The sequence below is a fragment of the Chloroflexota bacterium genome, from assembly GCA_026708035.1.
Lineage (GTDB): Bacteria > Chloroflexota > UBA11872 > UBA11872 > UBA11872 > JAJECS01.
Genome location: JAPOVQ010000021.1, coordinates 36,547 through 49,114 on the forward strand (window position 1 = coordinate 36,547; position 12,568 = coordinate 49,114).

A 12,568-nucleotide genomic window follows, 5' to 3' on the forward strand; every position below is an offset into this window, starting at 1 on the left:
TCCTCGCGAGCCTCATCGGCGCCGCCGCTTGCTCGCCGATTTCCCGGAGAGATGGGCGTCCAGGCCATTGCGCTCGGCGAAGTCCTGGAACAGCGCGTGGAATCGGTCACGGTCGGCCTGGGTCAGCACCGCCAGCGCGTCGGCCGTCTCGGCGGCGTAGGGATAGCCATCGGCCTGGGCGACGACTTCGGCGCGAACGACGTCGGTCATCCATTCGGTGCGGCCGGCCTCGACCACCCAGCGTGGGAATTCGAGCCGCGCCGGCCGGCGGCGGGACGAGGCGCGCAAATAGAGAAAGGCGACCGAGCGCGCGTGCTCGCCGTAGCCTTCCAGGCCCGTGCCTCGCGCGCTGATGAACGCCGGCGTGCGCGCGCCCCACGGGGCCGGCGGCAGCCAGACGCCATCGGTGACGCGACGCGGGGGGTCGGTGTGGCGCACCGCCGCCACCATGACGCCGAGGTCCCGCGCGCGGCTGGCGTCGATATAGCCCACGACCGGCACCGCATGCGATTCAGAGGCCACCAGCAGGCGCACCACCGCCGCCACGTAGCGCTGGCGTAGGTCGGGGTTCCTGACGAATGAGGCGATCAGACTGCCGTCGAAGATCGCCACTCGCTCAGTCTCTGCGTCGGAGTCTTCGATCCACTCGGTGAGGGCCGCGCACTCGGCCTGGAAGCGCCGCAGGTCCACAAGCTCGCGCGGATGGCTCTCTTGGTTGTCGGCGCCGTAGAGGTCCGTGGCCGGGATGGCCTCGAAGTGCAGGTCCTTGGAGTAGGCGTCCTTGGCGTGACCGTTGACGAAGCGGCCGATCTGCACCGCCCCCACGTCGATCGACCACTCGGACGACGGATAGATCTGGCTCCCGTCCACGGCGCAGGTGGTGACGCCCGTGAGCGTGCGCATGGCCCAGGCGCGCCAGGATTCATGGGTGTCGCCGGCGTTGGCCGTGAATGGCCGCCACCACGCGCCGTCCGGCGTCGTGTCCCACTCGTCGGTGGGAAAAGCCCCTTCGGCGTGGTCGAGACCGCCGAGTGCATCGCGGAGCGCCTGGGCCGTGAGGCCGCGCATAACTCTTGCACCGCGGCGCAGGCCGTCGAGCTCGCGCGCGAACGCCTGGTCAAGGGTGAGGAAGTCATCGCGCCGGCTTTCCAGCGCCTCGATCACCTTGGTCCGCGACAGCGTCATGCGACCTCGACCCGGCTCTCGCCGTTGACCTTGCGCACGTGAATCACGTGGTCGAGCATCCGCTCGAAGCTGTCGTCGTGGGTGATAACCACAAGCTGCTTGAAGCCACGCACGTGGAGAATCTGCTCGGCGAGGTTGGTGCGGCGGGTGTCGTCGAGATTCTGCGTCGGCTCGTCGAAGAATGCGACGTCAATGTGGAGCAGCTCGCGCAGCAGCGCCAGCCGCACCGCCAGCGCGGCGGTCATCTGCTCGCCCCCGGAAAGCTGGGTGAAGCTGCGGGTGTGACCGCCGCGCTCGAGGACGATGTCGTAGTCGGGGGTCCAGCGAAGGCGACCGGCGCGGTCGCCGAGCACCTCGCCGAAGATCTCGTCCGCCGCCTCGCTCACGTCGGCTAGCAGCGCCTCGGTGACGAGCGGCCCGGCGGCTCGCAGCACCCCCCGCATGAGCTCCGTGCGCTCGCGCAGGGCTTTCGCTCGGGCGACCGCACGGTTTTCGGCGTCGAGGCGGCCCGCAACCTCCGCGAGTTCGTCCAGTTCCTTCCGCCGCTCAGCGATCCGCGCATCTTGGGCCTCGGCGCGGGTGTCGAGCTCGGTCTTGCACGCGATGGCCGCGTTGCGAGCCTCGTGCGCCTCATCTCGCGCCGCGCGATCCGCCGCGGCTCCCAACCTAGCCGCCAAGCCCCAGGCGTCCGCTGTCGTTGTCACAGCGTCCCGGACCTGCGCCTGGACGACTTGCAGACGCTCGGCGCGTTGCTCCGTCTCGGACGCCAGGCGCTCGTGCTGGAGATAGCGCTCGTGGCCGGCGCGAGATTCGTCCAGCTTCCGCTGGGCGGCCTGGACTTCGGCGAGGCGCGGTTCGAGGTCGCGCATTGTGACGTCGGCAGCGGCCCGCGCGGCGGCGGCGCGCTCGGCGTCTGCGACCGCTTGGCGCGCGGCCTGTGCTCGGGCGTCCTGCTCGTCGGCCAGCGCCTGGGCCTGGACCAGCCTGCCGCCGGCGCCGACGTGGGGTTGCAGGGCCTGCTCGGCCTCCTGAATCTGCCCGTTTAACCGCGCAGCGTCGCCGGCGGCTTGCCGCGATTCGGCCAGGGATTCAAGCGCACCGACCAGGCGCCGGGCCATGCCGATGAGGTGATCGGGCCGCGCCTCGGGCGGCAACTCGGCCTCGGCCGAGTCGATAGCGGCGTTGAGCGCCTTGGCGTCCTCGCCCTGCGCCGCCGTCGACACCGGGTGCATGCCCTCGAGCACCGCCCGCGCCGCGAGGTGCTCGCTTTTTGCGGCTTCCAGGGCATCGTGGCGCGCCGGCAAATCGCCCATGCGCCGTTGGGCATCCTCGGCCTCACGCAGCGCCGTCTGCGCCGTGGCCTCACCGTTCGCCAGCTGCTCGACGTGACGCTGGTGGCTCGAGGCGCGCTGCTCGAAGACCAGCGCCACATCCGGAACATCGGCCAGATTGCGGCATTCGGAGTCGAAGAAGGGACAGACTTTCGTTTGCTCCAGCAGGGCCGCGGCCTCGTCGTCAGCCGCCATGACCGCTGTGACACTGGCGCGCTGCGTCTGTAGATCTCGCAGGGCCTGACCACGCGAGTCGAGCTGGTCAACCAGGGGCCGTAACGCGGACGCCGCTTCCCAATCGGCTTCGAGTTGCCGGACCCGCGCTCCAGCTGCCTCGACATCTGCGGCGCATCGCTGGTATCCGTCGGCGAAATCCCGCCGCGCTCCCGCAACCTGCGTTTGCGCGCGGTCGGCGCTTTCCGCGGTCGCCCTCGCAACCGCAAGGCGGCCGTTCAACTCTTGGACGGCTACCACCGCTTCCGTCTCCGCAGCCGCCGCGTCGGCAAGCTTCCCGAGCCCTTCTGCGGCCGCCTTGGCCTCCGCCAGCGTCTGCCGCGCTTGGTCCCGGGCAACGGCGGCGCGGGTCTCGTCCGCCTGCAGCGACGACAGCCGTTCGCGCAGAACATCGCGCTCGCCGCTCACGTCTCCCAGCTTCTTGATCTCGTCCTGTGCCGCGGCATACGCTTCATGGTCGGCGCGGGTCTCGTCGACTTCGTCCGCCGCGCGTTTTGCCTCGGCCACCTGGCTCTCGGCGTCGCGCGCGGCCTGCTGGAGCGTCAGCAGCTGCGAGTCGGCGAGTTTGGCCGCCGTAAGGGCCGCGTCGGCGGCCTGCGCTTCCGCGTCATGCCGCTGCGCGGCCGCAACCGCCTGATCCAGCTTGGCTTGCGCCGCGATGCGGTCCTGCGCGATCTCGTGGGCCTCGCGCCGGGCTTCGGCGAGCGCCGCTTCAGCGGCGGGCTGCGCCTCCAACCGGTGCGCGAGCTCATTGGCCGTCGATTCATGCGCCACCCGCTGCTTGTCAAAGTGGTTGAGTAGCGGGCGGAGGTCATCGACCGCCCGCTTGAACTCGTCGACGCGCAGGATGGGATCGAAGCGCTCGCGGCGCAGGCTCGGGGTATCCAGGAAGTCCGCGGTGAGGCGGCCCTGCGGCACGCCGACGACTCGGTCGAACACCTCGTCGGGTCCGGTGAATCCGGCGACGCCCAGGTGCTGCGCCAGAAAGGCCTCGACATCGTCGGCGCGTTCCTCGAACACGCGTCGTTGCTCGACGTCGAAGATCTCCGAGTCCATCGACGCCTGGGGCGAGAGCGCCCCGGTGCCGCGGGCGCGGGTGCGGTGCAGCTTGCGCGTGACGCGGTAGCGCCGCTCGTCCAGCCCTGAGGTGAACTCGATCGCCACCGACGCATCCGTTGCGCCGTGTCGCATGACGCTCGCGAGGGGGCGTGGGCGGGCGTCGAACACGCCCAATCCGATGGCCTGGAGGATCGCCGTCTTGCCCGCGCCGTTGTCGCCCACGATGGCGGTGAGGCCGGGCGCCATGTCGATGGCAGCGGTAGCAAAGCTCTTGAAATTGGTGATTTCGATGCGGTGGATCAGCATGTCAGGGCAGCGCGGCCTCCACGATCGAGGCCAGGGCCGCCTCGTCTTGCCCCTCGAGGACCGATCGCTTGAGCTCGAGCGTGCGCTCGGCCAGCGTCTCGGCTTGGGCCGCGACCGCCGGCTCCTGGGCCAGCAACTCGCGCACCACATCGCGCTCGATCTGCTCCCGCGACCCGCTGCGGACGCGCACGCCGGCCCCCAGCGTGCGCTCCACCTCCACGGTCACGCGGGCGTGCAGTGGATCGTAATGCTCCTGGACGAGCTCTAGCAGCGCCGGCTGATCCAGCGAGGCCCGCTCGAATTCAAGCGCGCCGCGCAGCACGATCTCCACCATCGGACGAGGTCCCGAGGCCGCCGACGGCGGGTCGAGCGCAGCGGCTACTTTTTCCCGCAGCGCCGCGAAGCTCTCCGTGCCGGTGACGTCGATGGCGAGACGCACGAACGGCCGGCGTTCGACCACGTCGTCGAGAAACCGCGCCTTGATTCGCGGCGCGGCTTCGAGGTGCACTGTGACGTCGTACAACCCGCGCTCGCGCCCCGCGCCGGCCAGACCGGGTTCACCGATCAGCCCTTCCGTGATGCTGTGGGCCTCGAGCGCGCCGGGATTGAAGATCCAGGGCTCCTGGATGGGCACCTCGTAGCGGTAGTGGATATGTCCCAGCGCCAGGTAGTCGGCGACGCCACGCAGTTGCAGCAGGTCGGCCGCGCCCACGCCGCCCTGCCCGCCTGGCGACTCCTCATCCACGCCCGTGTGCAGCACGCCGATCTGGAACTGCACGCCGTCCGCGGGCGCCGCCTGCGCCGCCTCGATCACCCGGGGCAGGTGGTCGGCCAAACGCGCGCCCAGATACTCCACGCCGAAGATGCGCACCGGCCCGATGTCCGTATAGGCCCCGTGGCCGCGCTCGGCGGTCCAGGGCCGCCACGCCAATCCTTCGCGCTCGGGGTCGATCTGCTGGAGCAAGCGGAGCCGGTTGCTCCGGCTGAGCTGCCAGAGCCAGGAGCGCTCGCCGCGGCGAAACCAACGCTCGTGATTGCCCTCGACGGCGACCACCGGAATCCCGTCCTGCGCCAGCAGGGCCAGGCCGGCGTCGGCGTCAGCGTAGGTGCGGGGATCGATGGACTTGGAGTCGAACAGATCGCCCGCCAGGATCACGAAGTCCGGCCGCACCCGGCGGCAATAGGTCATGACGCTGCCAAAGGCGCGGGTGAAGTCCTCGGCGCGTTCGGTCAGGCCGTATTGCTTGAAGCCCAAGTGCGCGTCGGCGAAATGGACGAAGCGAACCTGCATCACGCGTTACGGTATCACGCCGAACATAAAACGAACGCAGCACCGCAGGGTGCACGCCGACAGCCGCCTAGACTCCCGGCGAAGGCCGGACTCAGGGTACTAGCTGCGGTTGATGACGCCGCAGGCGACGCGGTCGCCGGCGCCTGGGTCTTGGCCATAGCTGTCTGGCTTGGCGTGCACGATGATGGCCGAACCGTCGTCGTCCAAGATGGACTTCAGCGACGCCTGGGTGTTGAAGACGTTGGCGCGCGCGATTCCGCCGGCCCCGGCGTAGATGTTGGGCATGTCACCAGGATGGTTGGGGCCGTGGAGAAATCCGTGCCCCTTGTCGTCGGGACTCAGGTGGCCGCCCGCCGCCGAGAAGTCTGGCTCGCAACTGCCGGTCTCGTGGATGTGGAAGCCGTGCCAGCCCTCGGTCAAGCCGGTCAGGTCGGCCGAGACCAGCATGCCGTTCGGCCCCTGCGTCAGCGCGACGGTTCCCATGGAAACGCCGTCGGGCCCTGCCATCGTGGCGACCACGGTGACACCGAGGTCCGCCTCGTCCACCGACTGGCCGTCGCAGGCAGTCAGCGCCAGCAGCGCGATGCCCAGGGCGAGGACGAACCAAGCGCCATGGCAGGCTCGGGGCTGTTTCCGCCGGTCACCAGTTGCGTGACTCATGTCCATATCCGCTTCGCGCACCGCCCGCGGGCGACTCTCAATGACCAGTCTAAGTTGCCGGTCGGAGTCGGTTCGGGATTAGGCGTATGCTGCGCGGCGTGAGGGGCCGGCCGCCGGTGGGAGAAGGCCATGCAGCTACCCGTGCGCTATCACGTGATGGAGAGCAGTGGCCCCGATGACAACTCCGAGGCCAACATCGCGCACGCGGCCGCCACCGTCGAATTGGACGTGGCCGAGGTCGCCATCGTGCTGGTGGACACCTGGGCAGGGCATCCGATGCCGTCGCACCTGGAGCGCACGGGAGAGATCTGCCGCACGCGCATTCGTCCCGTGCTGGACGCGGCGCGGGCCGCCGGCGCGACGGTGATCTACGCCCCGTCGCCTCGGGTCGCGCCCGACTTCGAAGCCCTTCGCCACGACAGCCGCGAGACCGGGCCGCCGTCACCGCCCGTCGACGACTGGCCGCCCCAGGACTACCGCGACACGACAGGGGGCTACAGCTCGCTGCGGAAGCGCCCCGGGGAGCTCCCGGAGAACTACGACGGGCCCATTCCCGACTGGTTCCCCATTCACGGCATCGACCCGTCGATCCCGCCGACGCCGGGAGACGTGGTGGTGGCGACCGGCGCGGAGCTTCACGCGGCCTGCAAGGCCCGCGGCCTGGTGCACCTGATCTACGCGGGCTTCGCCACCAACATCTGCATCCGGTTCCGCGACTACGGCCTGCACGCCATGCGCGACCGCGGCTATGCGCCGATCCTGCTGCGCGACGCCACCAGCGCCATCGAGACGCGGGCCACGATCGGCAGCCTCAGTCTCACGCGCGCCGTGATCCTCGACCTCGAACGCTGGTTCTACACCGCCCTGACCGACGACCTGATCGCGGCCTTCGGCGACGCTTAGCCCGTATCTCCGTTCGAGGCGAATTCGGCTTCGAGCGCGTTGAACCGGTCGAGTCCGATGAGCGTCTTGAACTCCTCGAGACCCGTCATCGGCCCCGCGCCCGTGGTCGTGCCGGTGACGTGCAGCGCGTCGAAGACGCCGCGCATCACGGCGGCGCTGGCGAACAGCCCGGACAGCGGATAGACCACCATGCGAAAGCCGAGGTCTTGCAGCTCGGACGCCGACAGGAACGGCGTCGCGCCATCCTCGATCATGTTGGCGAAGAGCGGGACCTTGGATGGGAACGCGTCGCGAATGGCGCGCAGCTCGTCGCGCGAGCGCGGCGCCTCGATGAATACCACGTCGGCCCCGGCGGCGTGGTAGGCGCGGCCGCGGTCGATGGCGTCGTCCATGTCGTTGACCGCGCGGGCGTCGGTGCGCGCGATGATGACCAGATCGTCGTCGCCGCGGGCATGCACGGCGGCGCGCAGCTTCTGCACATGGTCGTCGCGCGGGATGACGCGCTTGCCTTCCAGGTGACCGCAGCGCTTGGGCCACTCCTGGTCCTCCAGGATGACGCCGGCGATGTCGCCCTGCACGCACTCCGTCACGGTGCGAATCACGTTGAGCGGGTTGCCGTAACCGGTGTCCATGTCGGCCACCAGGGGAATGTCAACGACGCTGGCGATGCGCCGGGCGCGCTCGATGATCTCCGTCTGCGTCAGCAGCCCGATATCGGGCACGCCGAGGGTGCTCGCGGCCAGGCCAAACCCGGTGGTGAAGAACTGCTCGAATCCGGCCTGCTCGATCAGGGTGGCCGAGAGCGCGTCGTAGGCGCCCGGCAGCACGATGATCTCGTCGCGGTCGAGTCGCCGGCGCAGGCGGGTGGAACGACGCATGCTGGTCTCCGGTCGGGGGAGCGGCTGTTGCGCCGATTGTGCCGGACGGGCGCCGGGGAGTGCCGCAGGGGCGACGCATGCGTCGCCCCTGCGCGACGTCTCCCCAGCGCGCGGGGCTTGATCCCAGGCGGCACGCGGGCTGGGCCATCGGATTCGAAGCCTGGACCACCGAGCCGATCCGTCATTCCGGCGAAGAGCCTGCCCCATACTCGATACGGGGCCGGAATCCAGGCCCGTGCTGCAATCGAACAGTCCGCCACCCGAGATCGAACGTCTTAGATTCCTCGCTGCGCTCGGAATGACATTTGGGGTCGATTGGCCGGACGTCGGGCGCTGCCGGCTAGGCCGTTTCCTCGGCAGCGCGTGCTGGCTCGGGGGCCTGGGTGACGCGGATAAGCTCGGCGTCGTCGTTCACCGCCTCGGGCGTCACGACGACGGTGCGGACGTCGCGCTCGGAGGGCAGGCTGAACATGGTGTCCAGCAGCAGCTCCTCCAGCGTCGTGCGGAGGCCGCGCGCGCCCGTCTTGCTCTCCAGGGCGCGTTCGGCGATGGCCTCCAGCGCCGGGTCGGTGAACTGCAGCTCGACCTTGTCCATTGAGAACAGCTTCTGGTATTGCCGCACCAGCGAAGTCTTGGGCTCGGTGAGGATCCGGACCAGGTCCTCCTTGTCGAGCGCGTCGAGCGCCGCGGCAACGGGGAGCCTGCCGACGAACTCGGGGATGAGGCCGTACTTGAGCAGGTCGTCGGCGATCACCTCGTGCACCACGCTTTCGGCCTCGCCGTACTTATCGCCGTCGGCGTAGCCGATCCGCGGTCCGCGACCGAGCCGCCGGCTGATGATGCGATCCAGGCCTTCGAAGGCGCCGCCGCAGATGAACAGGATGTCGCGCGTGTCGATTTGAATAAAGTCCTGGTGCGGGTGCTTGCGCCCGCCCTGCGGCGGCACGTTGACCACCGCGCCTTCGATGATCTTGAGCAAGGCCTGCTGCACGCCCTCGCCGGACACGTCCCGCGTGATCGACGGGTTGTCGGCCTTGCGCGCGACCTTGTCGATCTCGTCCACGTAGATGATGCCCGTCTGGGCGCGCGCAATGTCGTAGTCGGCGGTCTGAATCAGCCGCAGGAGGATGTTCTCCACGTCCTCGCCCACGTACCCCGCCTCGGTGAGCGCGGTGGCGTCCGTGATGCAGAAGGGCACGTTGAGGATGCGGGCCAGGGTGCGCGCGATCTCGGTCTTGCCGACGCCCGTCGGCCCGACGAGCAGCACGTTGGTCTTCTGCAGCTCGACGTCGTCCGCCATGGGGCCGGCGGCCACGCGCTTGTAGTGGTTGTAGACGGCGACCGAGACGATTTTCTTGGCGCGGTCCTGCCCGATGACGTATTCGCTCAGCTGCTCGAAGATGCGCTCCGGCGTGGGAATCCCGCCGGCGAGCGGTCGCGGGCCGGGCGTGCGCGCCTGCTCGTCGTTGATGATGCTGGTGCAGAAGTCCACGCACTCGTTGCAGATGTAGACGCCGGCGGACCCGGTGATCAGGCGGCGCACCTGCTCCTGGGTCTTGCCGCAGAAGGAGCAGCTATAGCTGGTGCGGGGCGAGCGGCCGCGGGCCATCAGAGTTTCCCGTGCGGCCGAGGGGCGCGCCTCGGCGATGCGCTATTCGGCACCGTCGACGGAAGGCTCGGCGGCGGCTTCGCGCGGCGCCATGATGTCATCGATGATCCCGTACTCAACGGCCTCGGGCGCTGTCAGGTAGTAGTCCCGGTCGGTGTCCTGGTGGATGCGCTCCTTGGGCTGCCCGGTGGCCTCGACCAGGATGTTTTCCAGCCGTTCACGCACCTTGATGATCTCGCGCGTGCGGATTTCCAGATCGGTGGCCTGCACGAAACCCTCGATGCCCTGCGCGGGCTGATGGAGCAGCATGGTGCTGTTTGGCAGCGCGTAACGCTTGCCCTTGGCGCCGCCCGCCAGAATCACGCACCCCATGCTGGCGGCCAGGCCGATGCAGTAGGTGGAAACCTGGTTCGGCACATGCTGCATGGTGTCGTAGATGGCGAGGCCGGCCGCCACGCTGCCGCCCGGCGAGTTGATGTACATGTAGATATCGGCCTCGGAGTCCTCGCTGGTCAGCAGCAGCAATTGGGCGATGACCGTGTTCGCCACCGCGTCGTCGATCGGCGTCCCGAGGAAGATGATCCGGTCGCGGAGCAGGCGCGAGTAGATGTCCATGCCGCGCTCGCCGCGGTCGGTGGTCTCGATGACGTAGGGGACGAGAAAACCCATTCCGGTGACTCTTTCTGTTGCCGTTGGCTAGGGTGTCGCGGATTCCGACTCGGCGGCTTCGCTCGGTTCGGCTTCCGCCGCCGCGGCGTCCGCCACCGCTGCAACGTCGGGGTCCGGCTCGTGCGCCGACTGATGGTCGTGCGCGGGCCCGGCCTGGCCGGTGACCGCCTCCACAAGCTTAGCTAACGCCTTGCGATTTCGAACGGCGGATTCGATACGCGCTCGACCCTCATCGCGGGCCAGCGAGCGGCGCACGGTGTCGCGTCGCGCCTCCGGGTAGCTGGCCGCCACGCGATCGGTTTCCTCGGCGACTTCGTCGTCGTCCGCCTGAATCTCCTCGGCGTCGGCGTAGTGCTCCAGCACGATGCCGCGATTCACGCGCAATTCGGCCTGCTCGCGCCAGTTCTCTTCCCATTCAGCACGGGTCTGGCCGATCGAGCCAAGGTAGGTATCGACCGCGATCCCGCGCGACACCATGGCCTGCGTCTCCCGTTCCAGGAGCGCCCCGTGCTCCTGCTCCACGAGCACGGCCGGCACCTCGAAGGTGGAGGCCTCGACGAGCGCGTCGAGCACGTCGTCTTCGAGCTTGGCCTGGGCCGCGAGGCGGCGTTGCTCCAACAGCCGCTCGCGAATGTCGCCGCGCAGCGCGTCCATGGAGTCGAGCCCCGCCATGGTCTGGGCGAAGGCATCGTCCAGGTCCGGCAGGCGCGCCTCGCTGACGCTCTGCACGGCGCCACTGAACGTCACGCGCTGCCCGCGCAGGTCCGGGTTGGGATCGTCGAGCGGAATCTCGCTTTCGAAGGCGAACTCGTCACCCGCCGACTTGCCGGTGAGCTCTTGGTCGAACTCGGCCGGAAAGCCGTTTTGGCCCAGCCGCACGGAGTAGACCTGGGGTTCGCTTTCGGGGACTCCGGCGGCGTTGATGGAAATCTCGACGCCGACCACGTCCTCGAGTTGCGACGGCCGCTCGACGGGGTCCCAGGTGGTGCGCATCTCCTGCAACTCCGCCACCTGGGTTTCAACGTCCTCGTCGGACACCTCGGGCATTTCGGCCTCGACCTCGAGGGCGGACACGTCGCCCAACTCGACCTCGGGCGCGACCGCGACCTCGGCGGAGAACACGAGCGGCGCGTCCAGCGACGGCACGTCCGGCAGATCGAGCTCCGGCTGATCGAGCGGCTCGACGCCCGTTTGCTCCACGGCGTCGGTGTAGGCCCGCGGAACCACGTGCTCCACCATCTCGCGCATGACCGCCTCGGCGCCGACGTAGCTCTCCACGATCGGGCGCGGGGCCTTGCCGCGGCGGAAGCCGGGAATGCTCACCCGACCCGAGACGCGACGAATGGCGCGCGCATATTCCCGCTGGAGGTCCTCGGGGCCTACCTCGACGTCGAGCCGGACGCGACTGCCTTCAAGCTTGCTGGCGGTGGCCTGCATGGGTGCTCACACGCTCCAAGGCGCCCCGCGACGGGCGGCGGGGCACTCAGGTGGGGAAGGAGAGACTCGAACTCTCACGGAGAAATCTCCACGTGATCCTAAATCACGCTCGTCTACCAGTTCCGACACTTCCCCGCTCCACCGGAGCCGCACGAGGGCTGGATTCTGGACCGGGGCGTGTGCACGGCACCGCGGCAAGTATACGGACGCCGCGCAAGTTTTCGTGCATCTGTAAACGGCAGGCTACGATTGGACACCATTCTCACCGCATCCGACCCGCTTTGGGTCCACGTGCCCGCCTGGCGAGGAGTCCCGCATGGCCTATGAACTGCCGCCGCTGCCGTACGCCTTCGACGCGCTGGAGCCGCATATCGACGCGCGGACGATGGAGATCCATCACGACCGGCACCACGCGACCTACATCATGAACGCGAACAACGCGCTGGCCGACCACCCGGACCTGGCCGCGATGAGCGCGGAGGACCTGATTGCCGACCTGAGCGCGGTGCCGGAAGGCATCCGCACCGCCGTGCGCAACAACGCGGGCGGGCACGCCAACCACAGCCTCTTCTGGACGGTGCTGAGCCCGGACGGCGGCGCCCCCAGCGGCGCCCTTGCCGCGGCCATCGACAGCGCCTTCGGGAGCTTGGACGCGTTCAAGGAAGAGTTTGCTCAGGCCGCGACGACCCGTTTCGGCTCCGGCTGGGCCTGGCTCGTCAAGCAGGCGGACGGCTCGCTGGCCGTCACCAGCACGCCCAACCAGGACAGCCCGCTGATGGACGGCTCCGGCACGCCGATCCTGGGGCTGGACGTGTGGGAGCACGCCTACTACCTCAACTACCAGAACAAGCGGCCGGACTACATCGCGGCGTGGTGGAACGTCGTGAACTGGGACGAGGCCGCTCGCCGCTTCGGCGGCTGAGGCGGACGTTCGGCGGCGCGGGGGCAACATCATCAGTTGCCCCCGCGCGCCGCGCCTTTCTATGCTCGCCGCGCGGCGCCGGCC

At 69.2% G+C, this 12,568-nt stretch carries 10 protein-coding genes and 1 tRNA gene; 2 read left to right on the forward strand and 9 right to left on the reverse strand.

All coding sequences use genetic code 11. The annotated features are described in order from the left end of the window. Positions 1 to 12 precede the first annotated feature (12 nt). The 4 genes from OXG33_09355 to OXG33_09370 all read right to left on the reverse strand — a co-directional run bounded on the left by OXG33_09355 (position 13) and on the right by OXG33_09370 (position 6,066). Entirely contained in the window at positions 13 to 1,185 is a 1,173-nt protein-coding gene (locus OXG33_09355; protein ID MCY4114126.1) for a DNA double-strand break repair nuclease NurA, read from the reverse strand. After that, a complete protein-coding gene (locus OXG33_09360; GenBank protein ID MCY4114127.1) occupies positions 1,182 to 4,115 on the reverse strand; it encodes an SMC family ATPase in 2,934 nt (977 codons plus the stop codon). The genes OXG33_09355 and OXG33_09360 overlap by 4 nt, the downstream gene beginning before the upstream one ends. A 1-nt stretch (position 4,116) precedes the next feature. Next, positions 4,117 to 5,406: an exonuclease SbcCD subunit D gene (locus OXG33_09365; protein ID MCY4114128.1), complete on the reverse strand. Its 1,290-nt coding sequence runs from the start codon at positions 5,404 to 5,406 to the stop codon at positions 4,117 to 4,119. A gap of 99 nt (positions 5,407 to 5,505) precedes the next feature. Then, positions 5,506 to 6,066: a superoxide dismutase family protein gene (locus tag OXG33_09370; GenBank protein MCY4114129.1), complete on the reverse strand. Its 561-nt coding sequence runs from the start codon at positions 6,064 to 6,066 to the stop codon at positions 5,506 to 5,508. 129 nt (positions 6,067 to 6,195) lie between these two features. On the opposite strand from OXG33_09370, the gene OXG33_09375 reads away from it, so the two are divergent. Beyond that, a complete protein-coding gene (locus OXG33_09375; GenBank protein MCY4114130.1) occupies positions 6,196 to 6,969 on the forward strand; it encodes an isochorismatase family protein in 774 nt (257 codons plus the stop codon). On the opposite strand, the gene OXG33_09380 is transcribed toward OXG33_09375, so the two are convergent. The 5 genes from OXG33_09380 to OXG33_09400 form a co-directional block, all read right to left on the reverse strand. Further along, entirely contained in the window at positions 6,966 to 7,847 is an 882-nt protein-coding gene (locus OXG33_09380; GenBank protein MCY4114131.1) for an oxaloacetate decarboxylase, read from the reverse strand. The genes OXG33_09375 and OXG33_09380 overlap by 4 nt on opposite strands. A gap of 340 nt (positions 7,848 to 8,187) precedes the next feature. Continuing rightward, positions 8,188 to 9,456, reverse strand: coding sequence for an ATP-dependent Clp protease ATP-binding subunit ClpX (gene clpX, locus OXG33_09385; GenBank protein MCY4114132.1), 1,269 nt, complete (start codon positions 9,454 to 9,456; stop codon positions 8,188 to 8,190). Between the two features lie 42 nt (positions 9,457 to 9,498). Further along, the gene (locus OXG33_09390; GenBank protein ID MCY4114133.1) at positions 9,499 to 10,125 is read right to left on the reverse strand and encodes an ATP-dependent Clp protease proteolytic subunit; all 627 of its coding nucleotides are present in this window, start codon (positions 10,123 to 10,125) and stop codon (positions 9,499 to 9,501) included. 27 nt (positions 10,126 to 10,152) lie between these two features. Next, the gene (gene tig / locus OXG33_09395; GenBank protein ID MCY4114134.1) at positions 10,153 to 11,562 is read right to left on the reverse strand and encodes a trigger factor; all 1,410 of its coding nucleotides are present in this window, start codon (positions 11,560 to 11,562) and stop codon (positions 10,153 to 10,155) included. A 51-nt stretch (positions 11,563 to 11,613) separates the two neighbouring features. Beyond that, positions 11,614 to 11,697: transfer RNA gene (locus OXG33_09400), tRNA-Leu, on the reverse strand. 181 nt (positions 11,698 to 11,878) lie between these two features. Here OXG33_09400 and OXG33_09405 point away from each other — a divergent pair. Next, positions 11,879 to 12,484 carry a superoxide dismutase gene (locus OXG33_09405; protein ID MCY4114135.1) on the forward strand — a complete coding sequence of 202 codons (606 nt, stop codon included), beginning with the start codon at positions 11,879 to 11,881 and terminating at the stop codon, positions 12,482 to 12,484. Positions 12,485 to 12,568: the final 84 nt, after the last annotated feature.